Source organism: Rhodanobacter sp. UC4451_H18 (assembly GCF_052978225.1).
In genome coordinates this window covers 2,578,519-2,604,742 of the sequence record NZ_CM129663.1, presented here as the reverse complement: position 1 = coordinate 2,604,742, position 26,224 = coordinate 2,578,519, and the positions used below count along the sequence as shown (strand labels likewise).

At 68.9% G+C, this 26,224-nt stretch carries 19 protein-coding genes and 1 tRNA gene; 9 read left to right on the top strand and 11 right to left on the bottom strand.

The annotated features are described in order from the left end of the window. Nucleotides 1-28: 28 nt before the first annotated feature. On the bottom strand, nt 29-2,365 hold the full coding sequence (locus tag ACVCMG_RS11800) for a DPP IV N-terminal domain-containing protein (RefSeq protein ID WP_447114203.1): 2,337 nt from the start codon (nt 2,363-2,365) through the stop codon (nt 29-31). A gap of 433 nt (nt 2,366-2,798) precedes the next feature. On the opposite strand from ACVCMG_RS11800, the gene ACVCMG_RS11795 reads away from it, so the two are divergent. After that, a complete protein-coding gene (locus tag ACVCMG_RS11795) occupies nt 2,799-3,122 on the top strand; it encodes a hypothetical protein (protein WP_395120521.1) in 324 nt (107 codons plus the stop codon). Between the two features lie 122 nt (nt 3,123-3,244). On the opposite strand, the gene ACVCMG_RS11790 is transcribed toward ACVCMG_RS11795, so the two are convergent. Beyond that, a complete protein-coding gene (locus ACVCMG_RS11790; RefSeq protein WP_447099515.1) occupies nt 3,245-4,144 on the bottom strand; it encodes a LysR family transcriptional regulator in 900 nt (299 codons plus the stop codon). Between the two features lie 105 nt (nt 4,145-4,249). Here ACVCMG_RS11790 and ACVCMG_RS11785 point away from each other — a divergent pair, with 105 nt between their 5' ends. From ACVCMG_RS11785 to ACVCMG_RS11770, 4 genes are all read left to right on the top strand, one after another. Continuing rightward, nucleotides 4,250-5,248: an aldo/keto reductase gene (locus tag ACVCMG_RS11785; protein WP_447114202.1), complete on the top strand. Its 999-nt coding sequence runs from the start codon at nt 4,250-4,252 to the stop codon at nt 5,246-5,248. A 118-nt stretch (nt 5,249-5,366) separates the two neighbouring features. After that, entirely contained in the window at nt 5,367-6,191 is an 825-nt protein-coding gene (gene queF / locus ACVCMG_RS11780; protein WP_136257000.1) for an NADPH-dependent 7-cyano-7-deazaguanine reductase QueF, read from the top strand. Nucleotides 6,192-6,321: 130 nt separating this feature from the next. Continuing rightward, nucleotides 6,322-6,909, top strand: a complete 588-nt coding sequence (locus ACVCMG_RS11775) for a hypothetical protein (protein ID WP_447114201.1) — start codon at nt 6,322-6,324, stop codon at nt 6,907-6,909. Between the two features lie 105 nt (nt 6,910-7,014). After that, nucleotides 7,015-10,227 carry a S41 family peptidase gene (locus tag ACVCMG_RS11770; protein ID WP_447114200.1) on the top strand — a complete coding sequence of 1,071 codons (3,213 nt, stop codon included), beginning with the start codon at nt 7,015-7,017 and terminating at the stop codon, nt 10,225-10,227. Nucleotides 10,228-10,413: 186 nt separating this feature from the next. Here ACVCMG_RS11770 and ACVCMG_RS11765 read toward each other — a convergent pair whose 3' ends face one another. From ACVCMG_RS11765 to ACVCMG_RS11755, 3 genes are all read right to left on the bottom strand, one after another. Then, entirely contained in the window at nt 10,414-10,749 is a 336-nt protein-coding gene (locus tag ACVCMG_RS11765) for a hypothetical protein (RefSeq protein WP_395120528.1), read from the bottom strand. Nucleotides 10,750-10,984: 235 nt separating this feature from the next. Continuing rightward, nucleotides 10,985-11,061: transfer RNA gene (locus ACVCMG_RS11760), tRNA-Arg, on the bottom strand. A gap of 227 nt (nt 11,062-11,288) precedes the next feature. Next, entirely contained in the window at nt 11,289-13,187 is a 1,899-nt protein-coding gene (locus ACVCMG_RS11755; protein WP_447114199.1) for a M61 family metallopeptidase, read from the bottom strand. A gap of 240 nt (nt 13,188-13,427) precedes the next feature. Here ACVCMG_RS11755 and ACVCMG_RS11750 point away from each other — a divergent pair, with 240 nt between their 5' ends. Then, a complete protein-coding gene (locus ACVCMG_RS11750) occupies nt 13,428-14,510 on the top strand; it encodes a diguanylate cyclase (protein WP_447114198.1) in 1,083 nt (360 codons plus the stop codon). Between the two features lie 6 nt (nt 14,511-14,516). Here the strand turns inward: ACVCMG_RS11750 and ACVCMG_RS11745 are convergent, their stop codons facing one another. The 6 genes from ACVCMG_RS11745 to ACVCMG_RS11720 form a co-directional block, all read right to left on the bottom strand. Beyond that, entirely contained in the window at nt 14,517-16,061 is a 1,545-nt protein-coding gene (locus tag ACVCMG_RS11745; RefSeq protein WP_447114197.1) for an amino acid permease, read from the bottom strand. A 375-nt stretch (nt 16,062-16,436) separates the two neighbouring features. Then, nucleotides 16,437-17,702, bottom strand: coding sequence for a sterol desaturase family protein (locus ACVCMG_RS11740; protein ID WP_447114196.1), 1,266 nt, complete (start codon nt 17,700-17,702; stop codon nt 16,437-16,439). Continuing rightward, on the bottom strand, nt 17,699-18,430 hold the full coding sequence (locus ACVCMG_RS11735; RefSeq protein WP_447114195.1) for a lysoplasmalogenase: 732 nt from the start codon (nt 18,428-18,430) through the stop codon (nt 17,699-17,701). Before ACVCMG_RS11735 ends, ACVCMG_RS11740 begins: the two co-directional genes overlap by 4 nt. 29 nt (nt 18,431-18,459) lie before the next feature. Continuing rightward, nucleotides 18,460-19,533, bottom strand: coding sequence for a glycerophosphodiester phosphodiesterase family protein (locus ACVCMG_RS11730; protein ID WP_447115414.1), 1,074 nt, complete (start codon nt 19,531-19,533; stop codon nt 18,460-18,462). A 59-nt stretch (nt 19,534-19,592) separates the two neighbouring features. Then, nucleotides 19,593-19,832 carry a hypothetical protein gene (locus ACVCMG_RS11725; protein WP_447106949.1) on the bottom strand — a complete coding sequence of 80 codons (240 nt, stop codon included), beginning with the start codon at nt 19,830-19,832 and terminating at the stop codon, nt 19,593-19,595. Between the two features lie 161 nt (nt 19,833-19,993). Beyond that, nucleotides 19,994-21,706, bottom strand: a complete 1,713-nt coding sequence (locus ACVCMG_RS11720; protein WP_447097821.1) for an LTA synthase family protein — start codon at nt 21,704-21,706, stop codon at nt 19,994-19,996. Nucleotides 21,707-21,830: 124 nt separating this feature from the next. On the opposite strand from ACVCMG_RS11720, the gene ACVCMG_RS11715 reads away from it, so the two are divergent. From ACVCMG_RS11715 to ACVCMG_RS11705, 3 genes are all read left to right on the top strand, one after another. Further along, nucleotides 21,831-23,828: a bifunctional 2',3'-cyclic-nucleotide 2'-phosphodiesterase/3'-nucleotidase gene (locus ACVCMG_RS11715; protein WP_447114194.1), complete on the top strand. Its 1,998-nt coding sequence runs from the start codon at nt 21,831-21,833 to the stop codon at nt 23,826-23,828. A 95-nt stretch (nt 23,829-23,923) separates the two neighbouring features. Next, nucleotides 23,924-24,745, top strand: coding sequence for a creatininase family protein (locus ACVCMG_RS11710; protein WP_447106952.1), 822 nt, complete (start codon nt 23,924-23,926; stop codon nt 24,743-24,745). Between the two features lie 38 nt (nt 24,746-24,783). Further along, entirely contained in the window at nt 24,784-25,968 is a 1,185-nt protein-coding gene (locus ACVCMG_RS11705; RefSeq protein ID WP_447106953.1) for a YVTN family beta-propeller repeat protein, read from the top strand. Nucleotides 25,969-26,224: the final 256 nt, after the last annotated feature.

The following is a 26,224-nucleotide window of genomic DNA, read 5'->3' as shown; positions in this document are numbered from 1 at the left end:
TGCGTTGCCCTCGATCAAACGGTCGCGCTCACTTCCACGGCCACGCCTTCAGCTCGTACTCCTTCGGCGGCGTGTCGCCGGCGAGGTAGTGCACGAAGTAGTCCCAGCGGCGGCGGGTGACGTAGGGGGTGGCGTCGCCGTAGGCGTGGTGGGCGTTGGGGATCATCAGCAGGTCGAAGTCCTTGTTCGCCTTGATCAGCGCGTCGACCATCAGCAGGGTGTTGCCGGGCGGCACGTTGTCGTCCATCGTGCCGTGCACCAGCATCAGCCGGCCCTTGAGTCGCGCCGCCTGGTTGGGGTTGGCCTGGTCGTCGTAGTTGCTCTTGCCATCCTTGTTCTTGACCAGCTCGCCCTGGTACTTCTCGGCCCAGTCGTCCTCGTAGTGGCGATTGTCATGGTTGCCGCTTTCGGACCACGCGACCTTGAAGAAATCCGGGTAGCGCAGCATCGCGCCGGTGGAGGCGTTGCCGCCGCCGGAGTGGCCCCAGATGCCGACGCGGTCGAGGTCGATCCACGGGTAGCGCTTGCCCAGTTCCTTCAGGCCGGCGACCTGGTCGGGCAGCGTGTTGTCGCCCATGTCGCCATACCAGGTGTCGTGGAACGACTTGGAGCGCCACGGCGTGCCCATGCCGTCGATCGCCACCACGATGAAGCCCAGCTCGGCCATCGCCTGGTGGTCGGCACGCGCGGAAGAGAAGCTGCGCCCACGCACCGAGCCGGTCTGCGGGCCCGGGTAGATGTAGTCGATGATCGGGTACTTCTTCGAGGCATCGAAGTGCGACGGCTTGAACATCATGCCGTACAACTCGGTCTTGCCGTCCCGCGCCTTGACCGTGATCGGCACCGGCGGCACCCAGCCGGCCGCCTTCAATCGGGTGATGTCGGCGCGGGCCACGGTAGCAAGCGTACGGCCGTCGTCGGCAGCCCGCAGCACGGTGACCGGCGGCGCGGTCGGCGTCGAATAGACGTCCACGAAGGTCTTGCCATCGGGCGACAGGGTGATCTCGTGGTTGGCCGCTTCCGGCGTCAGCAGCACCGGCTTGCCGCCATCCAGGCCGACCTTGAAGAACTGCTGGTAGTAGGGGTTCACACCCGGCGTGCGGCCCACGCCGCGAAACCACACGGTGCGCGACTTCGCATCGACCTTGAGCACCTCGGTGACGTTGCCCGTGCCGGTGGTGATCGCGTGCTTGAGCTTGCCGGTGTCGAGGTCGTAGAGGTACAGGTTGCCCCAGTCGTTGCGCTCGCTGAACCAGATCGCCTCATGCGTGGCCGGCAGGTAGCGCCAGTTGACCGCACCGTTGCCGCTTTCGTAATACGTCGGCGAGGTTTCCTCGAACACCGTGCGCACCTTGCCGGTGGTCGCATCGGCGATGCGGAACCAGGCGTGCTTGTGGTAACGCGAGGTGGAGACGAAGGCCAGGGTCTTGCCGTCGGGCGCCCACTTCACGTCGTCCCAGCCGCCGTCCGGACCGCAGCTGACGTCGTCGCACAGGGTGGAACGGTGCTGGTCCGGCGGCATCTGCAGGCGCGTGACCTTCTTCGTCGCCACGTCGATGATGACGCGCTCGATCATCGTCACGTCCTTGTCGCCCACCAGCGGGTACTTCCATTTCTTCAACTTCGGATGGCCGACCGTGGTGCTGATCAGGTACATCTCGCCGGTCTTGCGCTGGTCCTGCTGGAAGGTGGCGATCTGCTTCGAGTCGGGCGACCACTCCACGATCGCCTTGTCCGTGTGTTTCCAGCCGGCGTTGTCGGTGGCGTAGCCGAAGTTCTCGACGCCGTCGGTGGTGAGCCGGGTTTCCTTGCCGGTCGCGACGTCGCGCAGCCACAGGTTCCAGTCGCGGATGAAGGCCTCGCTCTTGCCGTCCGGCGACAGCGCGCCGGGTTCCTTGCCGGTCTTCACCAGCGTTGCGCGATCGACGCAGCTGGCCTCGGCGGCGACGAGGTCGCACACGTAGTGCTTGCTGCGCACGGTGACGTCGATGCGGCCGTCGGGCTTCGCCTCGTAAGCGGTCACCGGCAGCTTCATCGCGTCGACCGGCTTGCCGCCGGCCTTGCCCAGCGCCGCGGCCAGCTTCGCCTGGTCGAACAACGCCATGGCCTTGCCGCTGGCCGCATCCATGCGGATGAAGTGATCGCCGCGCTGGTCATGGTCGACGTACCAGAAATGGCCATCGTCCAGCCAATGCACGGCCGTCACCGCGTGGTCGACCAGCGGCGTGGTGTTGTAGCTCATGAAACGCTCGGCCTGCGCGTAGTCATTCGCGTCGAGCACCCGCCCATGCGCGGCGGCGACGCCGGACAACAGCCCCAGAAACACCGCGCCACAAAGGCGCAACTTGCCGAACCTTGAATACATCTGTTGATCTCCCCAAACCCGGATGCGCAACCGCCGGTGGCTGCGTCGACACACGTCCTGCCGATGCTAGCGCGATATCGCCTTGCCCACTCTGTGCCAAAGGTCCACGTCACCCGCCACCCGCCCCTTCGGCACGATGCGCCGCCGCAGGGTTTCGCCTACCGCGGAACTGGCCGGTGGACGACACGGAATGGCGAACACGCTTGTTGCGGATCGCCATGATGCAAAGACCCACCTGTTCGACATGCGAACAACCCACTCCGACTCTGGACTGGACCGGTATCAGGAAGGCAAGATTGCCCGGCCGGCACGCCCTGCAAGCTCGACTTGGCGCGCGGTTGTTGCCTGTGAAACAACCCGCGTGAGGCGTTTCATCCGCCTCGAGTGCCGTGCATTCACCTACGTTGGAATGACATCAAAATAGGGACTATTGATGAAAACACGCAATGCATTGACCGCCAGCTGTCTGTTCGCCCTGGCGCTGTCCGGTTGCGCCACCATGTCGACGACCGATGCGATGGTGCCCTTGCAAACCGAAACCGCACACATGCTCGGCCTGGCCTCTTCAGAGGAGCTGACGATCACTGACGTCAACGCCGGAAAGCCGGACGCACTGGGCGGTCAGGATTACACCTATACGGCAGCGACGAAATCGGGACGGACGTTCGACTGTTCGGCACGCATGACGCCGGGCATCATGGGCGCCGCGCCGACCATCTCGGCCCCCACCTGCAAGGCGATCAAAAGCCATTCCTGATCGTCCCGCATCCGGTCGTTGACCAGCCAGCAGCCCCGAGCCCCAGGCGAGGGGCTGTTGTTTTTCCAGGGTTGGCCGGATCGCGCCATTTGTCGGCAACGAGGAGCCTGTCCGCCGCAGCATCAACGCAGCGCCGCCGTCAGCTCCACCAGCCAGTCGACGAACACACGCAGACGCGCCGGCATCTGGCGTTGTGGCGGATAGAGCACGGTCATCGGCAGCGAGGGTGGCGGGAACGCCGGCAGCAGCTCGCGCAGCTGGCCGCGCTTGAGTTCGGCGGCGACGCGGTAGCGCGGGATCTGCGCGATGCCCAGGCCGGCCTCGCAACAGCGGTAATAGGCTTCGGCGCTGCTGACGCTGACGCAGCCGGGCAGCGCGACCTCGCGGCGCTTGCGCCCGACCATGAACTCCAGCGGCTCGACGCGGCGGGTGGTGGGCGAGATCCAGTTCACCGCCACATGGCCGTCCTGCAACGCGGCGAGCGAGTCGGGCGCGCGATGCCGGCGCAGGTAGGCGCTGCTGACCACGGTGGCCAGCTCGAAACGGCCGACGCGGCGGCCGACCATGTCCGAATCGGCCAGTTCGCCGATGCGCAGCACGCAGTCCACGCCTTCGCGCACCAGGTCGACGAAGCGGTCGCCGGTGCCGATGTCCAGGTGGATCTGCGGATAGCGGGCAAAGAAATCGCGCAACGCGGGAATCACCAGCAGGCTCGCCAGCGAGGCGGGCAGGTCCACGCGCAGGCGTCCCTTCGGCTGCACCCGCGCCTCGCGGAAATCAGACTCCACCTCGTCGACGTCGGCAAGCAACCGCACGCAATGGCGGTAGTAGGTTTCGCCGTCGCGGGTCGCCTGCACGCGGCGGGTAGTCCGCAGCAGCAGCTGCGCACCCAGCCGCGCCTCCAGGCGCTTGATCGCGTGGGTGACGGTGGCGCGCGGCAGGTCCAGGTCCCCCGCCGCCGCGGTAAAGCTGCCCAGTTCGACGATCCGCGTGTACAGCCGCATGGCCTGCAGCCGGTCCATCGCCATTGTTGTTACTCGTGGAATGATGATGGCCATTATTGAGTATTTATCGAATCCCCGTCACGGCGCACCATGCGTCCACCCTCACCCACCGGAGCCATCCGCATGCAGACCCGCACCCTCGGCAACCGTTCCGCTGCCCCCCGCGTCTCCGCCCTCGGCCTCGGCTGCATGGGCATGAGCGCGTTCTACGGCGCACACGACGACGCCGAATCGATCGCGACCATCCACCACGCACTGGAGCGCGGCCTCAACCTGCTCGACACCGCCGACATGTACGGTCCGCACACCAACGAGCTGCTGGTCGGCAAGGCCCTCAAGGGGCGCCGCGAGCAGGCCTTCGTGGCGACCAAGTTCGGCATCATGCTGGACCCGAACGACGCGCAGGCACGGGGCGTCAACGGTCGCCCGGAATACGTGCACGCCGCCTGCGACGCGAGCCTGAAGCGGCTCGGCATCGACACCATCGACCTGTACTACCAGCACCGCGTCGACCCGCAGGTGCCGATCGAGGAAACCGTCGGCGCGATGGCCGAGCTGGTGGCCGCCGGCAAGGTGCGCTACCTGGGACTGAGCGAAGCCTCCGGCGCCACGCTGGAGCGCGCCTGCAAGGTGCATCCGATCGCCGCGCTGCAGAGTGAGTTCTCGCTGTGGACGCGCGACCCGCAGACCAACGGCATGCTCGCCGCGTGCCGCAAGCTCGGCGTGAGCCTGGTCGCCTACTCGCCGCTGGGGCGCGGCTTTCTCACCGGCGCGATCCGTTCGCCGGACGATTTCGAGGCCGACGATTACCGGCGCCACAGCCCGCGTTTCGTTGGCGACAACTTTGCGCGCAACCTGCAGTTGGTCGAGCAGGTGAAAGCCATCGCCGCCGACAAGGGCTGCTCGCCTGCGCAGCTGGCGCTGGCCTGGGTGCTGGCGCAGGGCGAGGACGTGCTGGCCATCCCCGGCACGCGCAAGCGCAGCCGGCTGGATGAGAACCTCGGCGCGCTCGACGTGCAGCTCGGCGCCGCGGAGCTGAAGGCGATCGACGCCGTGTTTCCGCCCGACGCGGTCAGCGGCACGCGCTACGTCGAGGAAGGCATGCGCATGGTCAACGCGTAGCCTCGCAAGACCCCGTAGGAGCCCGCTCGCGGGCGATGCTCTTGAAGCCGGGATCGCAAAAGCAAAAGCATCGCCCGCGAGCGGGCTCCTACGAGAGGTGGCGGGGTAAACTCGGCGCATGAGCACCCCCGAACATTCCCCGCTGGGCAAGGACACCGTCTATGCCGACCGCTACGACCCCAGCCTGCTGTTTCCGATCCCGCGCGCCGACAAGCGCGCGGAGATCGGCGTGGCGGAAGCGCTGCCGTTCCACGGCGTGGACATCTGGAACGCCTACGAATTGTCGTGGCTGGACCCGCGCGGCAAGCCGCAGGTGGCGCTGGCCGAGTTCCGCGTGCCGGCGGCGTCGCCGTACATCATCGAATCGAAATCGTTCAAGTTGTACTTGAACGGCTTCGCGCAGGAATCCATCGCCGACATCGACGCGCTCGCCGAAACGCTGCGCCATGACCTGTCCGCCGCGGCCGGTGCCGTGGTCGGCGTGGAGCTGTCGCCGCTGCGCGCCGCGGCCTTGCCGGTGGTGGAGCTGGATGGCGAGCTGCTCGACGAGCAGGACATCGCCGTCGACAGCTACGGACCGCCGGACGCGGACTTCCTGCAGGCCGACACCACGGCGACCGCGGTGGAGGAAACGCTGGTCTCGCACCTGCTGCGCTCGAACTGCCCGGTGACCGGCCAGCCCGACTGGGGCAGCGTGCAGATCGCCTACCGCGGCGCGCCGATCGATCACGCCGGCCTGCTGCGCTATCTGGTCTCGTTCCGCACCCACAACGAATTCCACGAGCAATGCGTGGAGCGCATCTTCGTCGACCTCACCCGCCGCTGCGCGCCGCTGCAGCTGCGCGTGCATGCGCGCTACACGCGCCGCGGCGGGCTCGACATCAATCCGTTCCGCAGCAGCACGCCGGCCACGCCGGGCAACCCGCGCACGGTACGCCAGTAGTCGCGCCGGCAACCGTCACCGTCGCGTGAAAAGTTCGGGCAGGCGCGCGCGGCCGCTAATCGGCGCTTCATTTGCGCGGCGCTAGCCTCGGCAAGGTGAGTCATGCCGACCATCCACCCGTGGAGTTCCGATGAAACGACCAACCGTCACGACGGCCCTGTGGCAAGCGGCTGCCCTGGCCAGCCTGCTGCTGCTCGCCGCTTGCGGCAAGCACGATGAATCCGCCCCGGCCCCGCCGCCCGCCGGCAGCGTCGCACCCGCGGCCTCGGTGATGCCGACGCCCGCCCCGGCGCACACGGCCGCCGCCGCGCCGGCCGGCAGCAGCGCCATTGCCCCCGCCGCCACGGTAGCCACCGCCACCGCCATCGCACCGGCCCCGCTGGCTTTCTCCAAACTGACCGTGGGCGATGCGATCGACAAGAGTCACCAGGTCACCCATGCCGCCGATCACTTCGACGCCGACGCCCACACGCTCTACGCCAGCGTGGCCACCGTAGGCAGCAGCACCGACGCCACCATCGACGCCACCTGGCGCTACCTCGAAGGCCGCGGCCAACTGGTCAGCAAGATCAGCCAGTCGATCGCCACCGATGGCCCGGCGATCACCACCTTCCAGGTGCACAACCCGGATCTGTGGCCGGAAGGCAAGTACACGGTGGACATCACCGTCGACGGCAAGCCCGCCGCCAGCCAGGATTTCCGCATCGGCAAGAGCTGATCGGAAAGGACTCCCCAGGTCAGGTTCGCCCCATGACCAATGGTGCAGGCGCGGCCCGATGGCCGCGTCTACACTGGGCGCCGGCCTTTCGCCCGGGGAATCCACATGCGCCTGCGCTACCTGTTGTGGCTGCTTTGCTGCCTGCTGCTGGCACCGTTGTCCACGCTGGCCGCCGGGGCGGTGGCCTTGTCGCAACCCTCGGTCTCGCCGGACGGCAGCCAGATCGCCTTCGTCGCCAACGGCGGCATCTGGAGCGTGTCCAGCCAGGGCGGCACCGCGCACCTGCTGGTGGCCGATGACGGCGGCAACGATTCGCGCCCCCTGTATTCGCCGGACGGCCGGCAACTGGCATTCCAGTCCGACGGCAGCGGCGAAGCCAACGGCATCTATCTGCTCGATCTGACCAGCGGCGTGGTGCGCCGGCTGACCTGGGCCGACGGCGGCAACCAGCTCGATGCGTGGTCACGCGACGGCCAGTGGATCTATTTCAGTTCCGCGCGCGACAACGTCGGCGGCATGGCCGGCGTCTACCGCGTGCACGCCAGCGGCGGCACGCCGATGCCGGTGTCGCTGGAACGCTATCGCAACGAGTCGATGGCCGCGCCCTCGCCCGACGGCGCCTCGCTGGCCGTGGTCGGCGGCGGCATGGGCGACTGGCAATGGTGGCGCCACGGCCGCAGCCACATCGACGAAGGCGCGGTATGGCTGCTGCGCGACGACGGCGGCCACCAGTATCGCCGACTGACCGCGGACGACGCGCGCGCGCAATGGCCGATGTGGGCGCCGGACGGCGCCACGCTCTATTACATGAGCGACCGCAGCGGCGCGGAGAACATCTGGCGGGTGCCGCTGGCCGGCGGCAGCGAATCGGCGCTGACCGGCTTCACCGACGGCCGCGTGCTGTGGCCGAGCCTCGCGGCGAACGGCAAGCTGCTGGCGTTCGAGCGCGACTTCGGCATCTGGACGCTGGACCCGGCCAGCGGCCACGCCGTACCGCTGACGATCACCCTGACCGGCGCGATCCGCGGCCCGCAACCGGAACACGAGAACCTCGGCCACGGCTACAGCCAGATCGCGCTGTCGCCGGACGGCAAGAAGCTGGCCTTGATCGCGCACGGCGAGGTGTTCGCCACCGACGCCGCCAAGGGCGGCCACGCGCGCCGCCTTACCCGCACCGCGGCCGAGGAATACGACCTGACCTGGGCGCCGGACAGCCGCCGGCTGGTCTACGGCTCCAGCCGCGACGGCCACGGCCAGCTCTACCTGTACGACTTCGCCAGCGGCAAGGAAACCGCGCTCACCTCCACCGCCGGCAGCGACACTGCCCCGCGCTTCTCGCCCGACGGCAAGCAGTTGGCGTTCCTGCGCAACGACCGCGAGCTGTGCGTGCTGGACATCGCCAGCGGCAAGCTGCGCAGCGTGGTGAAGGCGCGCATCGACCTGCCGCGCCCGCTCGACTCCGCCGCGCCGTTCGCGTGGTCGCCGGACGGGCGCTGGCTCGCCTACCTCGACTTCGGTCCGCGCATGTTCCGCAACGTGCACGCGGTGGCGCTGGCCGACGGCAAGCAGGTGATGCTGAGCTCGCTGGCCAACACCGACGCGGACAACGTGTCGTGGAGCGCCGACGGGCGCAGCGTGCTGTTCACCACCGGCCAGCGCACCGAGGAGGGCCAGGTCGCGCAGATCGACCTGCTGCCGCGCACGCCGGTGTTCCGCGAGGACCGTTTCCAGGATCTGTTCAAGGCCAAGTCCGGTGACGACAAGCCCAAGGGCCAGGACAGCGACCACGCCGACGACAAGCCGCCGGTGAAGCCCGTGCGCATCGACGCCGACGGCATCCGCGAGCGGCTGAGCCTGCTGCCGGTGGGCCTGGACGTCGGCGCCGTGCAGATCAGCCCGGACGGCAAATCCCTGCTGCTCACCGCCGAAGTCGCCGGCACCACGAACCTCTACAGCTGGTCGCTCGACCCGCTGGCGAAGGAGCCGCCGGTGGCGCGCCAGCTCACGCATACGCCGGGCGACAAGCAGGACGCGCAGTTCAGCGCGGACGGCAAGCAGGTGTTCTACCTCGACGCCGGCAAGATCCAGTCGCTCAAGCTGGACGACAAGAGAGACGCCAAGCCCGAGGCGCTGGCCGTCGACGCCGCGATGGAGGTGGATTTCGACAGCGAGAAGCGGGTGGTGTTCGAGCAGGCCTGGCGCTGGCTGCGCGACGCCTTCCATGACCCGGCCATGCATGGCGTGGACTGGAACGCGGTACACACCACCTATGCGCCGCTGGTCGCCAACGCGGCCACGCCCGCCGCGCTGTATCGGCTGCTGAACCTGATGGTGGGCGAACTCGATGCCTCCCATTCCGGCGCGCGCGCGCCGCAGAAGCGCGAGTCGATCACCGGCCGGCTCGGCCTGATGTTCGACCGCGCCGAATACGAACAGCACGGCCGCCTGCGCGTCGCCAGCGTGCTGCCGCTGTCGCCCGCCGCCGTCGCCGGCGGCATCGAAACCGGCGACTACCTGCTGGCGATCGACGGCGAGCCGCTGGACGCGCACAGCAACCTGGCCCGGCGCCTCGCCCACCGCATCGGCGACAAGGTCGAGCTGCGCATCGCCGCCAACGCCGCCGGCAAGGGCGCCCGCGACGTCGCGGTGAAGCCGATCGATTCGAAGGATCTTTCCGAACTGGTCTACCGCGCCTGGACGGCGGACAACCGCGCCTACGTGGCCAAGGCCAGCGGCGGGCGCCTGGGCTACGTGCACCTGCGCGACATGTCGTATGCCTCGCTGCAGGATTTCTACAAGGACCTGGACGCGCAGAACGCCACCGGCGACGGCGTGGTGATCGACATCCGCAACAACTTCGGCGGCTTCGTCAACGCCTACGCGCTGGACGTGCTCGCGCGCCGCCCCTACCTCAACATGACCTTCCGCGGCTTCGACCAGGCCGAGCCCGCGCGCAGCATCCTCGGCCAGCGCGCACTGGAACGCCCCACCGTGCTGATCACCAACCGCGTCACCCTCTCCGACGGTGAAGACTTCTCCGAAGGCTACCGCGCGCTCGGCCTGGGCAAGATCGTCGGCGAACCCACCGCCGGCTGGATCATCTACACCTCCGCCGGCAAGCTGATCGACGGCGGCACCGTGCGATTGCCCTTCATCACCATCACCGACAGCCACGGCCAACCCATGGAAGGCCACCCCCGCCCGGTCGACATCCCGGTCAGCCGACCGCTGGGCGAGTCGTTCCAGGGCAAGGACAGCGAGCTGGATGCGGCGGTGCGCAGTTTGCTGGGGACGGTGGGTGGCGCGGGCAAAAGTTGAGGCGACCCGCCGAACGCGGCAGGCAGGCTGTGCTTTGCGCATGACAAGCCATGTCGGGCCGAGCTGCAATGAACCGCAGACCTCAGATGTTGCTGCGAGGACGGCGCATTATCCGGCCGTCCATCGCCGTCAGACATCTCGGCGCCCTCCCCCAACAAGCAGACGGCTGCCAACGAAACTGGGGCCCTATCTCGTCGGCGCAGGGGCCCCTGCTGCGAGCGCCAGACCCACGACCTCGTCGGCACCACCCCAGCCCTGGACAACGCGTGCACCAAACCGATACAGACCACACCTGCCGGGCGAACCTCCGTCGCACAGCCAGACACTCCGGCCTTTGGCGAACACGTGTTGGACCAGTTCGGCCACGGTAGCCACGGAGATGGCATCGGCGATGTGGTTGGAGCCGTCGGAAACCCAAAAACTGCTGTAGCCGTGGTGCTTCGAAAACCGTATCCACGGATAGAAACGGCTGCCGTCAGCGTGGTGAAACCACAGAGAATCGTCGATCAACTCGCGCTTCATTGGCATCTCCTTCAACAACAGGCATCCCTGACGACTACCCCAATCGCCACTGGTCAGCCACTCTTTTCACTCCCGCACAAACGCGATGGATCACGCCAATTGCGCGGATCCACACGCCAACTATTGAATCCAGCATGCGACGCGCAGCCGGGCCCGGTCGCGGGCTGGTCCAATCAGTACGGAAATTGTTCGTTGCCGATGGAGCAGCAGAAAAAGCGCTGCGCAAGAAAAAAAATGGTGCGCCCGGCGGGATTCGAACCCACGACCACCGCCTTCGGAGGGCGGTACTCTATCCAGCTGAGCTACAGGCGCATTGTGTGGCCGCGCGCGGGTGGCCGGTGGCCGGACCGCGGGGAGCGGCAGTATAGCCGAGTTGGTTGCGGGTCGGCATCCGGGCCGGCAGGCACTGTAGGAGCGCGCTTGCGCGCGATGCCTTCCGTCACGTGGCGAGAGCGGGAGTCCGGGGCGAGCACCGCCCCCTCACCTCAATCCTCTCCCCGGAGGGGAGAGGAGGCGAAGGCAAGAAGCGCGCTGCCTGATTAAAGCGGTTTCAGCAGTTCGGCCAGGGTGTCGGGTTTGCTGGTGTCGCGGACCAGGTGCGGGTATTTCAGGCCGTCGTGGTAGGCGATGCGCACGGTCTGGTACTCGTCGAAGTTCTTCACCAGCAGTTCGATGGTGGCGTTCTTGTCGGTGGCCGCGGCGGTGATGGCGTCCTTGAGATCGTCAGCGTCGTAGTCGTGGCCGTTGACGGCGATCACGCTCATGCCGGGGGCGACGCCGGCCTTGAACGCGGGGCCGTCCCACAGCACGTCGGCGATGCTGCCGTCGTTGCCGATCGACAGGCCCAGCGAGTAGGTGAAGTCGGCCTGGTGGCGACGCTTCTCCGCGGCCTTGACCGCGTCGGAGGGCTGGTCGGTGTAGACCAGTTTCCAGCCGTGCGATTCGATGCCGCCGGTCAGCGGGCCGTGGCCGTCCAGGCGCGTGCGCAGGTAGCCGGCCCAGTCGAACGGCGCCACGCCATTCAAGGTCCTGACCACGTCATCGAAGGTGTAGGTGTTGACGTTCCACTGGCCGTTGTCCATGCCGAAGAAGGCGCGGGCGAAGTCGTCGATGGAACGCTTGCCGTGGCTGAGTTCGCGCAGCTTGCCGTCGACGTCGAGCCAGATCATCTCGCCGGCGGAGTAGTAATCCTCGCTGGACTGGTAGTTGCGGTACGGCAGCGGTGCGCGCTTGGCGATCACCGGATCGTTGGTGGTGTCCTGCACGTTGCGCCAGCTGGCCAGGCCGGGACGGCCGCGGTCGTAGGTGGCGGCGACGTAGGCCAGCGTGTCGCGGGTGTGCTCCGCGTTCCACAGGCCCGAACGCGCGGCCATCACCTGGCCCCAGAACTGGGTCTGGCCTTCGTACACCCACAGCAGGCTGTCGCCCATCGGCACGTTGAAGGTCGGCGTGTAGAGGTCCGCGCCGCGGCGGTATTTGCCGTTCCACGAGTGGTTGAACTCGTGCGAGAACAGGTCGCGCGCGGCGACGTTCTTCTTCCACTCGGTGAAGAAATCGGCCGAGGTGCCGTCCTCGCTGGAGCGGTGGTGCTCCAGCCCGATGCCGCTCATCTTGTCGCTCAGCGAGACCAGGAAATCGTAGTGGTCGTAGTGGTGCGCGCCGTACAGCTTGTACATCTGCTGCACCAGGTTGCGGAACGCCTTGAGCTGGTCGGGCGTCACTTCCAGGTACTTCGCCGCGTCGGCGACCAGGTCCAGGTGCACCGGTGCCTTGGCGCCCGGGTCGAGGTCCAGCCGCTTGAAGTGCTTGCCGGCGAAGATCGGCGAGTCGACCAGGTTCTCGTAGTCGATCGGCTTGAAGTGGATGGTGTCGCCCTCGCGCGAGGCGACCTCCAGCGCGGTGCCGGCTTGCCAGCCGGCAGGCAGTTTCACGCTGGCCTGGGCGGGGATCTGGCGCGTGTAGTAGCCGGCCGGGTAGAGCGACACCGCGTTCCACTGCAGGTTGAGCATCTCCGGCGTCATCACCACGCGGCCCTGGCGACGATCCTGCGGCGACAGGAACTGGAACTGCGCCTCCACCTGGGTCGCCCCTTCCGGCACCACCACGTGGAACGCGAAGACGTCGAGCGAATCGCGTGTCCACGGCAGGGTCTTGCCGTTGGCGGTGACCACCAGCCCGGCCAGCTTGTCGATCGGGCCGGTGGGCGAGTGGTTGCCGGGCAGCCACTGCGGATAAAGCAGGGTCAGCGGGCCGGGCTGCGCCGGGATCACCTCGTGCACGCGGAAGATGCGACGGGCGACGTCGCTGGCGTCCACGCTGATCTTCAGGCTGCCCTGATAGGGCACATTCTGCGCGGCCGGGACATCGGCAATGGCGCTGAAACTGGCCAGCGCCAGGGCACTGGCGGCGACGGCGGCGGCGAGGCGGGTGAACTTCAAGGGCGGCTCCCGGATGATGGAATGAGGTGGCGCCGGCCACGCCGGCCGCGCGGGAAGGCGGCCGGCATGAGCTGGCGACAGGGGCGAACGCGGGCTTTCGATGCTAGTGCGCGCCGCCGGCGCCCACCCCTGCCGAAGGTCACGATCGCCGCGCCCGCATGGCCGCGAGGCGCGTCCTGGCGTTGGCATTCATCGTGCTTTGCTCCACCGCAAACCACTCCGGATATTCCGACCGTCGCCATGCCCGCCCCTGCCCTCCAGCCACAACCCAGCGAAGACGCCGCGTTCCGCCGCGACTACGCCGGCTATCTGGCGCAGCGCATGGGGCCGATGATCCACGCGCTGATGGCGGTGGCGCTGTGCGCCTACCTGCTGGCGGTGGTGGTGCGCGGCCTGCTCGGCGCCAGTCCGAACGAGTTGCTGTGGCAGCTGATCCCGGCCCCGCCGATGCTGCTGGTGGTCATCGCCGCGCGGCAGTGCCGCGAGCCGCTGACCCTGCGCATGCTCGCCCTGCTGTGCGTGGTGCTGCTGCAGATCGGCATCAACCTCGCAGGGTTCTGCGGCACGGCCGGCGCGCGCCAGCCGCTGCCGGGCCTGCTGCTGCCAGTGGCCTCGTCGGTGATCTGGTTCGGCCGCTGGGATTTCCTGATCGCGATGGCGCTGTGCGCGCTGGGACCGCTGCCGATGCTGCTGCACCTGGGCGACGGCGAGCGCACCTTGCAGTACTCGGTCTACATGGCCATCTCGGTGTCGCTGGCGACGGTGCTGCGCGCGTTCATGGCGCGCACCCTGCTCGAACAGTTCAAGCTGGAGCGCTTGCTGCGCGAACGCGCCGAGACCGACGGCCTCACCGGCGTGCTGCTGCGCAACCGCTTCCTCGACCTGGGCCGCATCGCGCTGCACGAAACGCAGCAACAGCGCCAGCCCATGGCGATGCTGTTTCTGGATGCCGACCACTTCAAGCGGATCAATGACGAATACGGCCATGCCGCCGGCGACGCCGCGCTGGTGGCGCTGGCCGCGCGCTTGCGCACGCAGGCCCGCAGCAACGACCTGATCGGCCGCATCGGCGGCGAGGAATTCGCCGTGCTGCTCCCCGGGGTGAACCTGGAGCAGGCGCTGCTGCGCGCCGAGCAACTGCGCCTGGCGGTGGCCGCCAGCCATCACCCGGGCGGACACCTGAGCGCCAGCATCGGCGTGGCGGTATGCACGCCCGGCTGCTGCGACAGCGTCGAGAGCCTGCTGGCCCGCGCCGACCTGGCGATGCGCCAGGCCAAGCGCGAAGGCCGCGACCGGGTGGTCACGGCCCTCGCCAGCGCCTGAGCGGGATCAGGGCTCGCCGGTGGCGAGCTTGCTGTGGCGCATGCCGTAGAAGAAGTAGATCGCCAGGCCGATCGCCATCCAGATCACGAAGCGCCACATGGTGACGATGTCCAGCCCGCCGATCATGTGGAACTGGCCGTCGGTGACCCACGGCCAGCCGATGATCAGGAACAGCGAGAACACGATGCCCAGCGGCGCCAGCAGCCACAACGCCGGCGTGCGGAAGCGCCGCTCCAGCTCCGGCTGGCGGATGCGCAGGATCAGCACCGAGGCGCAGATCACGATGAACGCGGACAAGGTGCCGATGTTCACCAGTTCGGCCAGCTCGCGGATCGGCAGCAGGCCCGCCGCCAGCGCGGTGAACACGCCGAGCGCGATGGTCGGGCGGTGCGGCGTGCCGTACTTCGGGTGCGACTTGGCGAACCACGCCGGCAGCAGGCCGTCGCGCGCCAGCGCGAACCAGATGCGCGCCGCGCCCAGCATGAAGGCGAACACCACACTGGCGATGCCGCACACCGCGGCGACGTTGATGATGCCGCTGACCCAGTGCAGGTCGCGCGCGGCGAACACCGCGCTGACCGGCGCCGAGCTGGCCAGGATCATCTCCGAGCACTGCCCGGCGACCTCGGACGGATCCACGCAGCCGTTGTACGGCACCATGCCGGTGAGCACCAGCGAGATGGCCAGGTACATCGCCATCGCCACGCCCAGCGAGGCGATCACCGCCAGCGGCAGGTCACGTTGCGGGTTCTTCGACTCCTCCGCCGCGGTGGTCAGCGTGTCGTAGCCGAATACCGCGAAGAACACGATGCTGGCCGCCGCCAGCATGCCGCTCACGCCGTAGCGCGTGCCGCCGGTGGCCGCCGCGTCGTGCACCAGCGGCGGGACGAACGGGGTCCAGTTGGCCGTGTTCACGTAGAACGCTCCCACCACCACCACCACGATCACGCCGAGCACCTTGAGCGCCACCACCACCGTATTGAAGCGCGCGCCGACCTCGGTGCGTGCCACCTGCAGCGCGGCCACCCCCAGCGCCACCAGCATCGCGATCAGGTTGATGCCGCGCCCGCTGTCCGGATGCGCCGGGTCGTAGGCCGCCTGCAGGAACACCGGCAGGTGCAGGTCGGTGATCTGGGCGATCAGCGATTGCAGGTAGTTCGACGTACCCGCCGCGACCACGCCCACGATCAGCGCGTACTCCACCAGCAGGTCCCAGCCGATGATCCATGCGGGCAATTCGCCCAGCACCGCATAGCCGTAGGTGTAGGCGCTGCCGGTGACCGGGATCATGCCGGCGAACTCGGCGTAGGACAGCGCCGCGCAGGCGCTGCCGATGCCGGCCACCAGGAAGCTCAGGATGATCGCCGGGCCGGCGTTCAACGCCGCCTCGTTCGGCGCCAGCACGAACACGCCCACGCCCACGATCGCGCCCACCCCGATCGCGGTGAGCTGCCACACGCCCATGGTGCGGCGGAAATCCCGGCTGGCACCTGCCTCGGCCTGCAGTTGCGCGACCGACTTGCTGCGTATCAGTTTGCTGAAGAAACCCATAGGGTGCTCCCCTTGAAATCAGCGCACAGCATAACAAGTCGCGGGGGTCGGGCCAGGCGTGGCCCGGCGGTGTGGCGTTTGGACGTCCAAATGGGTGCCGCACGTCCACACACCCTCTCTGCAAGGGTGCATCCGGTGCACGATGCGTTTGGCCGGGATTCGGGATTCGAAAAGACATCGGCTCTCCCGAAACCGTTCGGGCTGAGCGTAGCGCCGCAGGCGCGAAGTCGAAGCCCCGCGCCAGCTCTGCCTTTCGAGTCCCTCGCTCCTCAGAACTGCAGCCATCCATGGCTGCTCCCCGCGTGCGCCGCTGCGCGGCTGCGCTCAGGGTGAACGGTGGAAGGAAGGCTTCGACGCGTGGGCGGGCGGTGCCGCCTACGGGTTGGGGGCGGCGTGCAGGGATTCGGGTGGGCGCAGGCCGGCCAGCCAGGGCAGCGCGACGGCGCTGGCGCCGAACAGCACGACGATCGCCGCGGCAACGCGTTCGTCGAGCGGGTCGACGCCGAACCAGCGGCCGAGCAGCAGCGGCACCACCGCGGTCAGCACGGTGCGCAGGCCCTCCAGCCAGAACGCGCGGCGACGGCCTTCCATCAGTGCGCCGATCACGCACAGGCTGGCCACCATGTACAGCGCATAGCCGAACAAGGTGGCGAAGTCCGCATGCGCGGTGAGCCCCAGGAAATGCGTGGCCATGCCCAGCAGCAGGGCAAACTGCAGCAGGCAGTACGCGGCCATCGCCGGCGCCATCGGCGGGTCGTAGACGGCGCGGTGGATGTCGTACGCGGGCTTGGGGAAGCGCGCGGCCACGTCGGCGGGACGCCAGCCGGGCCGGCGGAACCACACCTGCAGCTTGTCGCGCCAGTGCCGCGCATGCCACGCATCGACCGCCGCCGCCCAATACACCTCGGCGTTCGCCCACAGCGGGTTCCAGCTGCGCAGCGGCGCGCGGGTGCCGTAGACCGGCTTGTCGGCGTCGTCCTCCTCGACGAAGGTGCCGAACAGGCGATCCCACACGATCAGGATGCCGCCGTAGTTGTGGTCGAGGTAGCGATCGTTGGTGGCGTGGTGCGCACGATGGTTGGATGGCGAGCAGAACACGCGGTCGAACCAGCCCAGCTTGCCGACCTGCTCGGTGTGCACCCAGAACTGGTACAGCAGATCGATCAGCGCCACCGCCACGAACACTTCCAGCGGATAGCCGAGCAGCGCCATCGGCAGGTAGAAGATCCAGCCGAGCAGGCCGCCGGTACTGGTCTGGCGCAGCGCGGTGGAGAGGTTGTACTGCTCGCTCTGGTGGTGCACCACGTGCGCCGCCCACAGGATGTTCACCTCGTGCCCCATCCGGTGCAGCCAGTAATAGAGCAGGTCGTACAGCAGCAGCGCGCTGATCCACACCCACAGGCTGTGCGCCGGCAGCGTGAACAGCGCCAGGTGCTCGACGCACCACGCATAGATGCCCAGCGTGAGCAGCTTGGTGAACACCCCGGCGATCTGCGACATCACGCCCAGGCCGATGCTGTTGACGGTGTCGTTGCCGCGATAGACGCGCTGGCCGCGCACGCGCGCGACGATGAACTCCAGCGCGATCAGCGCGAAGAAGAACGGCGTCGCCCAGGTGATGATGAGCTCGGAGGTATTCATGCCGTCGATGCCTGCGTCACGCCCGCCATGCCATCGTCCCGCGCCACCGAGCGGGCGATGAACCACACCGCCGCGTAGTAGCTGCCGAGCACCCACACCGCGGCCAGCGGCAGCGCGCCGTGGAAGCGGTCCCAGGCCAGCAGGCTGTCCCCGAGCATGAACAGCGCTCCGCCGATCGCCGCACGCCGCGCCGACCGCGCCAGCACGTCGCCGGCGTGCACCCAGGCGCGCGCCAGTGCCTGCGCCGCCATCGCCGCCAGCACCAGCGCATAGACCACCACCGCGCCGCGCAGCGCCGGCGGTATGGACGGCCAAAGCCACGCCAGGTTCAGCGCCGCCAGCAGCAGGCAGCCGAACCAGGCCAGCGGGCGCGTGCCCAGGCGGCTGTCGCCGAGAAAGCCGCTGATGAAGTGGAGATGGCCGATGAGAAAGGCCACCAGGCCGGCCACGAACAGATCCGCCGGCCACATCAGCAACACGTCGCCGAGCAGCGAACAGATCAACCCGACCACGATCCGGCGCCGATAGCGCGACGTGATCGGCGGCCACGCCAGCGCCGCGACGATCACCAGCACGGTGGCCAGCGGCTTGGCTATCCAGTGCAGCCATTGCCACGCGTCGGCGCCTTCGCCGAACGCGCCGCCGAGCATGGCGGCGAGCGCAGCGCACGCCACCATCGGCGCGAGGGCGCGGCGAAACGCGGGAGACGTGCTGGCGACAGTGGACATGGGCGACGGGCGTCGTGGCGACGACGCGATCATAGCGAGCTTTCGCCCTGCGCGGCCCGCACGAGCGCGTCGACCGCCTGCCGCCCGCTGGCCGGATCGTCGGTGAAGAACGCATCGATGCCGGCGTCGAGGTAGGCGCCGATCTGCGCGACCAGCCCGGCGCGGTGGCGCGCGTGCGGATCGTCGCCGCGGCGGAACACCGGGGCGAGGAAGGTGTTCTCCGGGCGGAACGTCCACGGATGCACTTCCAGCCCGACCGCGTGCGCGTCATGCACCAGGCGCGTCGGCGGATCGAGGCGGCCATCGGCGTTCCACGGGATGACCGCGCGCAGCTCCGGGCCGATCGCATCGGCGTAACCGGCGACCTCGCGCAAGCCTTCCGCGGTCATCATCCGCGCGTAGTCCAGCGTGCCGCCGGCGGCCACCACGTCGTACGGCTGCGCCGGCGGCACGTCGAGCAGTTGCAGCAAGCGGACGTTCGGGTGCGCGGTGCCGAGCCGTTCGCGCAGGTAGCGCAGGTTGCCGATCTCGAAGGACTGGATCTCCACCGTCGCCGTGCGCGTGTGCGCATGCCCGGCGAGCGTGGCCAGCAGCAGGTCTTCCAGCGGCAGGCCGAGCGCGCGGAAATGGGTGCCGTGCTTGATCTCCGGCACGATGCCGACGAGTCGTCCGCAGGCGGCGGATTCGGCGGCGGCAAGCTCGATCACTTCCTCCAGCGTGGCGATCGGCAACTGGCCGTCGCGCACGGTGCCGCGCAACTGCGGCAGGCGTTCGCGCGCGCGCAGCGTCTTCAGCTCGGCCAGGGTGAAGTCCTCGGTGAACCAGCCCGTCACCGCCACGCCGTCGATGTGCCGGGTCGCGCGGCGCGCGGCGAACTCGCGCCGCGCGCCCACGTCGGTGGTGCCGCCGATCTCGTTCTCGTGGCGCACCACCAGCACGCCGTCGCGGCTCATCACCAGATCCGGCTCGATGAAATCCGCGCCATCGGCGATCGCGCGCGCGTACGACGCCAGGGTGTGCTCGGGCTGCCATGCCGGCGCACCGCGATGGCCGATCACGCCGACGCGTGCGGCCAGCGGTTTTTCGCGAGGCGTGGAGACCATCGGCACGGCGCACTCCGCAACGGATCGGGAGGCCAGCATAGCCGCGCGTGGCGGAAACCTCAGTCCGGCCGATACATCTGCTTGTACACGCGGCTCACCTGCTGCTGCAGGTCGCCCGACTGCCGCGCCTCGTCGAAGGCGTCGTTGATCTGCCGCTCGCTCTGGTGCAGCGTGCGCAGGAACAGGCGCTCCTCCGGCGACAGCCCCAGCGCGTCCATCTGCCGCTCCAGCGCAGCGGCGGCGCACACGGCGGCGGCGCTCGGCGGGGGCGTAACGGCATCGGGAAGGCGGCGAGTCATGTCCATGGCGAAGCAAGACGCTTGCCAGCACGCCGCCGATCGCGCCAATGCAGGCCTGGCGCGTGGCGCGGGCGCCCGGCCGGCCCGTGCAACTGCCCCCACGCGACAACCGCGAACCCTCGCCTGCCGCCCACGGTCATCACGAAGCTGAACGCGGTCGCTCACTCGTACACGTGCAGCCGGTCGAACACCCACGCGTAATAGGACGGCAGCAGCCCCGGCACGGTGCAGTCGTCGTAGCGGCCATCGCAACGATCGCGCAGGCGGCTGGAGGCGGCGAAGTACGCATCCTGCGGCAAGCCCGCCGCCTGCAGCACCATGCCGGGCAGGAACGCGATGTCGAGCATTGGATACCGCGGCAGCGCCGGCCCGGCGAAATTGCTCTTGACCATGTAGTAGGTGAGGTAGTCGCGATACGGCTGCAGCGCCGGCGGCAGGCTGCGCGGCAGGTCGCGGATCATGCCGCCGAAGGACGGCTGGTGGTCGCCGAAGTGCATCAGCACGGTCGGCTGCGGGCGGTCGAGGAAGTCGTGCTCCAGCGCGCGCATGGCCAGGTCCGAGTCGTGCAGCCGCGCCAGGTAGGTGTCGAAGTTGAGCGCCACCGCCGGCTTCAGCCCCGGCAGCAGGTTGCGGAACGCCGGCGGCAGCGACGACATCGGGTCCTCGTCGTGCGGGCCGTGCTGGTTCAGGGTGAGGATCATGATGAACACCGGTTGCCCCGGCCGCTTCACCTTGTCGTAGATGCGCTTGGCCGCGGCGAACATCTGCCGGTCGCTCTCCTCCCACTCGACCAGGCCCAGCTCGTTGACGTCGTACAGGTGATCGAAGCCGTAGTCGCGATACGCGTTGCGGCCGTTGATGAAACTGCCGACGGTGGGATAGATCGCGATGGTGCGGTAGCCCAGGCGGCGCAGCAGTTGCGGCAGCGAATCGCGCACGTGCGGCGCCAGCACGTAGGGCGCGTACATGCCGCCGGGGCCGAAGATGTCCTGCGGCATGCCGGTCAGGCTGGCGAACTCGCTGACCCAGGTGCCGCCGCCGAACGTATGCGTGCGCAGCACGCCGCTGCCGCGGGTGCGCGCATCGGTCTTGAACATCGCCGCGCGGCAGGCCGGCACGCTGCAGTCGGTGAAGTTGGCCGGGTCGAACGTGCTCTCCTCCAGCACCTGCACGATGTCCGGGTACGGCGGCGGGCGATTGGACGGCAGCCCCTGCGCGGCCGCACCCCACACGCGCTCCGCCTCGCCGTCGCCGCTCATCGGCGGCAACCGCACCGCCGCGTCGCGGAAGCTGACGAAGAAGTTGGTCAGGTGCGCGTCGTCGGAGAGCTTCTCCCAGGTGTTGCGCGCGTGCACCCCGGCAAACGGACCGCCCGGCCACATGCACCACCACCACGCCGACGCGCCCAGCAGCAGCCCCGCGCCGCGCAACAGCCACGCCGGCCGCGCGCGCCAGGTGGCGAACACGCGCCAGTCCCAGCGCCAGGTGAGGTAGAGCAGCGGCGGCAACAGCACCAGCAGGCCGATGCCGAGCAGGTACAGGTGCGGATAGTGGCGCAAGGTGTCGAGCAGGCTGCTGCGCACGTAGTAGACGAAGTCCGCCGGCATCAGCTGCTCGTCGAGGTAGCGCAGCTTCATCACCGCGATGAACTTCAGCGCGACGAACAAGCTGCCGGCGAGCAGCAGCGCGCTGGCGAAGCGCGCCAGCACGGCCATCAGCACCACGGCGCTGCACAGCATCAGCGAGGTGACAAACACGCGTTGCAGCGGCAGCGGCTCGCGCCAGGCCGTGCATGCCACGCACAGCACGAACAGCAGCACGGCCCCCGCACACACCGCCGGGCCGCGGACGCGGCGCCATGGAATCGAACGCATGAGCTGAGCCATCCCCCTGCAGGACCGAGCCTGCAACCGCATCTTACGACCTCGTCGGGCACCGCGGCAGCCGTCCGATCTGCTAGCTTTGGCCGTCCCCTCAGCGGCTGTTCCCGGAACCTTCATGTCCGTCCGATCCACCCCGTTCGCCCTCCCCCTGCTGGCGCTGGCCGCACTGGCGCTGGCCGGCTGCTCCGCGCTGCCGTGGCGCTCCGGCCGCGTGCCCGACGGCGCCCGCGCGCAGGTGGCGATCCTGGAAACCACCGACATCCACGCCACCGTGCTCAGCTACGACTACTACCGGCTGAAGGACGATCCCACGGTCGGCTTCGAGCGCACCGCCACGCTGATCCGGCGTGCGCGCGCCGAGTACCCCAACCATTTCCTGTTCGATTCGGGCGACACCATCCAGGGCAGCGTGCTGGCCGACTACCAGGCGCTGGTCAAGCCGGTGGCCTGCGACCAGGAACTGGCGGTGTACCGCGCGATGGACGCGGTCGGCTACGACGGCGGCACGCCCGGCAACCACGAGTTCAACTACGGGCTGGGCTTCCTGTCCCAGGTCACCGGGACGCCGATGAACGTCGACGGCAGCCGCAGCACGCATTGCGCCGGGCCGCATTTCCCGCTGGTGCTGGCCAACGTCTACAGCGCACGCGACGGCGCGCCGATCTTCAAGCCGTGGACGATCGTGCAGAAGACCATCGACGCCTACACGCCCGACGGCAGCCACATCAGGGTGCCGCTGAAGGTCGGCATCATCGGCTTCACCCCGCCGCCGATCATGCAGTGGGACCAGCACCACCTGGCCGGCAAGGTCACCGTCGCCGGCGTGGTCGAGGCCGCGCGCAAATACCTGCCCGAACTGCAGGCGCAACATCCCGACCTGGTCGTGGCGTTGCTGCACGGCGGCCTGGACACCCACCCCTACACCAGCGACATGGAGAACGCCGGCTGGTACCTGGCCGGCGTGCCCGGCATCGACGTGCTGCTGCTCGGCCACTCGCACACCGAATTCCCCGGCCCGCGCTACGCCGGCATGAAGGACGTCGACGCCCGCCGCGGTTTCGTGCGCAACGTGCCGGCGGTGATGGGCGGCTTCTTCGGCAAGGACCTGGGCCTGGTCGCGCTGGTGCTCAACCGCCAGGACGGCCGCTGGGTGGTCGACCGGGACAACAGCCACAGCGAGGTGCGGCCGATCTGCAAGGACAAGCACGACTGCGTGCCGGCGGACCCCGCGATCGCGCCACTGGTGGCGGGCGTGCAGCAGGCCGCGGTCGCCTACGTCAACACGCCGATCGGCACGAGCGCGCTGCGCATGAGCAGCTACTTCGCCGACGAGGGCAACATGACCGCGCTGGTGCCGGTCAATGCTGCGCAGATCGACTACGTGCGCCGCGAACTGCCGCTCACCCATCCCGAGCTGGCCGAGGTGCCGGTGCTCGGGGCCGCCGCCGCGTTCCGCACCGGCTTCGGCGGCCCGGCCGACTACACCGACGTGGCCGCCGGCCCGCTGACCCTGCGCAGCGCCGCCGACCTGTACTTCTATCCCAACACGCTGGCCGCGGTGAAGATCGACGGCGCCGGCCTCAAGGCCTGGCTGGAGCAATCCGCGCGGCGCTTCAACCGCATCGACCCGGAGCAGACCGGCGAGCAGGCGCTGATCAACAGCCGCTACACCGGCTACAACTTCGACCAGATCCAGGGCGGCATCCACTACGTGATCGACGTGTCCAGGCCGGCCGGCGAGCGCATCACCACGCTCACCTTCCAGGGCAAGCCGGTCGCGCCGACGCAACCGTTCGTCGTGGTCACCAACAACTACCGCGCCAGCGGCGGCGGCCACTTCCCCGGCCTCGACGGCAGCAACATCGTGCTGGCCGCGCCCGACGGCACGCGCGAGATCCTGGCCCACTGGATCGAGCGCAAGCAGCACCTCGACGCGGCCGACCTCGAAGCCACCTCGTGGCAGTTCGCCCCGCTGAAGACGCGCGGCCCGGTGGTGTTCACCGGCGCGGCGAACAAGCTCGATGTGGCGAAAGCGGCAGGGCTGCACAACATCCGCCAGCTCAAGGACAACGGCGACGGCACGGCGGTGTACGCGGTCGACCTGTCACACTGAAAGCGGCCAGGCCCGTTGCCGCGCCGCAACGGGCTTGCGCGCGGCGCAGCGCTGTTCCAATGTGCGCGGATGATCGATCGCCCTTTCCCGCCCGCGTGCGCAAGTTCCTGCTGAATCACCGCAAGCTCCTCGGCCTCGCCCTGCTGCTGATGCTGGCGCAGGCGGCCTGCGCGCAGCCGCCCACGGTGCAGTTGCAGGAACTGACCTGGACCGAGTTGCGCGCGCGCATCGAGACCGGCAGCACCACCGTCATCATCCCGATCGGCGGTACCGAGCAGAGCGGGCCGTATATCGCGCTGGGCAAGCACAACGCGCGCGCCGCGGCGCTGGCCGAGCGGATCGCGCGCGCGCTGGGCAACGCGCTGGTGGCGCCGGTGGTCGCCTACGTGCCCGAGGGCAACATCGCGCCGCCGAGCGGGCACATGCGTTTTCCCGGCACCATCACGGTGCCCGATGCCGCGTTCGAGCAGATGCTGGCGTCGGCGGCCGAAAGCCTGGCGGCGCACGGCTTTCGCCACGTCGTGCTGCTCGGCGACCACGGCGGCTACCAGCGCGACCTGCGCCGCGTGGTGGACCGGCTCAACAAGCACTGGGCCGGTTCGCCCAAGCACGCGTTCGCGCCGCCGGAATACTACGCCGCCAGCTCCCCCGGGTACGCCGCGCTGCTGCGCCGGCGCGGTTACCGCGACGACGAGATCGGCACCCACGCGGCGCTCGCCGACACCTCGCTTCAGCTGGCAGTCGCACCGTCGATGGTGCGCGCCGATACACTGCGCCACGCGAACGCGCCGGGCGCGGCCGACGGCGTCTACGGCGGCGATCCGCGTCGCGCCACCGCCGCGCTGGGCCAGCTCGGCGTGGACCTGATCGTGGCGCAGACGGTCGAGGCGATCCGCAAGGACGTCGCCGGACACTGACCTGCCCGAACCCCCCAACCGACATTCGTGGACCGGACATGCTGCCGAGGACCTTCACCATCAACGCGCACACCTCTCACCCGCACCGCCGCCGCGCCGGCTTCGCCCTGCTCGCCTGGCTCGCCAGCGGCGCGGCGTTCGCCGGCGGCGTGCAGACCGTCGCCGGCATGCCGCCGGTGACCAACCCGGCCAACCTCTATGGCGATGCCGGCGTCAACATGCTCAGCCCCGCGGTGGCCGGCGCGCTGGCGCGCATCTACGTGCCCAACCTGCGCTCGGACAGCGTCAGCGTGATCGACCCGGTGACGTTCAAGGTGGTCGACACCTTCAAGGTGGGCCGCAGCCCGCAGCACGTGGTGCCGGCCTACGACCTGCGCACGCTGTGGGTCACCAACAACGCCGAGGACCGCCCCGACGGCAGCCTCACCCCGATCGACCCGACCACCGGCAAGCCCGGCCAGGCGGTGGCGGTCGACGACCCGTACAACATGTACTTCAGCCCGGACGGCAAGCACGCCATCGTGGTTGCCGAGGAAGACGCCCGGCTCGATTTCCGCGACCCGCACACCATGGCGCTGCAGTTCCGCCTGCCGGTGCCCGGCTGCAAGGGCATCAACCACGCCGACTTTTCCATCGACGGGCGCTACGCGATCTTCACCTGCGAGTTCGGCGGCAAGCTGGCCAAGATCGACATGGCCGCGCACAAGGTGCTCGGCTACCTGCCGCTGAAACACCGCGGCATGCCGCAGGACATCCGCGTCTCGCCCGACGGCAAGGTGTTCTACGTCGCCGACATGATGGCCGACGGCGTCTACCTGATCGACGGCGACAGCTTCACCAAGATCGGCTTCATCGCCACCGGCATCGGCACCCACGGCCTCTACCCCAGCCGCGACGGCACGCGCCTGTACGTGGCCAACCGCGGCACGCACAAGATCCACGGCCCGCGCAAGGGCAAGGGCAGCGTCTCGGTGATCGACTTCGCCACCCGCCAGGTCGTCGCCACCTGGCCGATCCCCCACGGCGGCAGCCCCGACATGGGCAACGTCAGCGCCGACGGCCGCATGCTGTGGCTCTCCGGCCGCTTCGACGACGTCGTCTACGCCATCGACACCACCACCGGCAAGGTGCGCAAGATCAAGGTCGGCATGGAACCACATGGCCTCACCGTGTGGCCGCAGCCGGGGCGGTATTCGTTGGGGCATACGGGGATCATGCGGTAGGGTGGCCTAGTCCGTCGTGCCAGCGAGCGCTGGAATCCAGTGTCTTCAAACAGATGCCGAGGCACTGGGTCGGGGCAGTTCATCCCGTCCTCCTCGTTACCCCTTTGTTGGCAGCTGAAGCCAGCGCGTGCGCGCCGCGAAAGACGGAAACAAAGTGGACGAGAGAACCCTTGCACGGAACGACCGCGCAGCCGCCCTAACCCTCGAAGGCGCATCACCACACCGAGGGAGATGGCCGCAAATAGCCGCGCCCGGG

What these genes read in the sequence shown, in the direction of transcription:
- ACVCMG_RS11800 (WP_447114203.1), bottom strand. Translation starts at nt 2,365, where the DNA reads ATGTATTCAAGGTTCGGCAAGTTGCGCCTTTGTGGCGCGGTGTTTCTG.
- queF (WP_136257000.1), top strand. Translation starts at nt 5,367, where the DNA reads ATGAGCACCCCCGAACATTCCCCGCTGGGCAAGGACACCGTCTATGCC.
- ACVCMG_RS11725 (WP_447106949.1), bottom strand. Translation starts at nt 19,832, where the DNA reads ATGACTCGCCGCCTTCCCGATGCCGTTACGCCCCCGCCGAGCGCCGCC.
- ACVCMG_RS11790 (WP_447099515.1), bottom strand. Translation starts at nt 4,144, where the DNA reads ATGGACCGGCTGCAGGCCATGCGGCTGTACACGCGGATCGTCGAACTG.
- ACVCMG_RS11765 (WP_395120528.1), bottom strand. Translation starts at nt 10,749, where the DNA reads ATGAAGCGCGAGTTGATCGACGATTCTCTGTGGTTTCACCACGCTGAC.
- ACVCMG_RS11770 (WP_447114200.1), top strand. Translation starts at nt 7,015, where the DNA reads ATGCGCCTGCGCTACCTGTTGTGGCTGCTTTGCTGCCTGCTGCTGGCA.
- ACVCMG_RS11745 (WP_447114197.1), bottom strand. Translation starts at nt 16,061, where the DNA reads ATGGGTTTCTTCAGCAAACTGATACGCAGCAAGTCGGTCGCGCAACTG.
- ACVCMG_RS11730 (WP_447115414.1), bottom strand. Translation starts at nt 19,533, where the DNA reads ATGGTCTCCACGCCTCGCGAAAAACCGCTGGCCGCACGCGTCGGCGTG.
- ACVCMG_RS11775 (WP_447114201.1), top strand. Translation starts at nt 6,322, where the DNA reads ATGAAACGACCAACCGTCACGACGGCCCTGTGGCAAGCGGCTGCCCTG.
- ACVCMG_RS11715 (WP_447114194.1), top strand. Translation starts at nt 21,831, where the DNA reads ATGTCCGTCCGATCCACCCCGTTCGCCCTCCCCCTGCTGGCGCTGGCC.
- ACVCMG_RS11740 (WP_447114196.1), bottom strand. Translation starts at nt 17,702, where the DNA reads ATGAATACCTCCGAGCTCATCATCACCTGGGCGACGCCGTTCTTCTTC.
- ACVCMG_RS11750 (WP_447114198.1), top strand. Translation starts at nt 13,428, where the DNA reads ATGCCCGCCCCTGCCCTCCAGCCACAACCCAGCGAAGACGCCGCGTTC.
- ACVCMG_RS11735 (WP_447114195.1), bottom strand. Translation starts at nt 18,430, where the DNA reads ATGTCCACTGTCGCCAGCACGTCTCCCGCGTTTCGCCGCGCCCTCGCG.
- ACVCMG_RS11720 (WP_447097821.1), bottom strand. Translation starts at nt 21,706, where the DNA reads ATGCGTTCGATTCCATGGCGCCGCGTCCGCGGCCCGGCGGTGTGTGCG.
- ACVCMG_RS11705 (WP_447106953.1), top strand. Translation starts at nt 24,784, where the DNA reads ATGCTGCCGAGGACCTTCACCATCAACGCGCACACCTCTCACCCGCAC.
- ACVCMG_RS11795 (WP_395120521.1), top strand. Translation starts at nt 2,799, where the DNA reads ATGAAAACACGCAATGCATTGACCGCCAGCTGTCTGTTCGCCCTGGCG.
- ACVCMG_RS11785 (WP_447114202.1), top strand. Translation starts at nt 4,250, where the DNA reads ATGCAGACCCGCACCCTCGGCAACCGTTCCGCTGCCCCCCGCGTCTCC.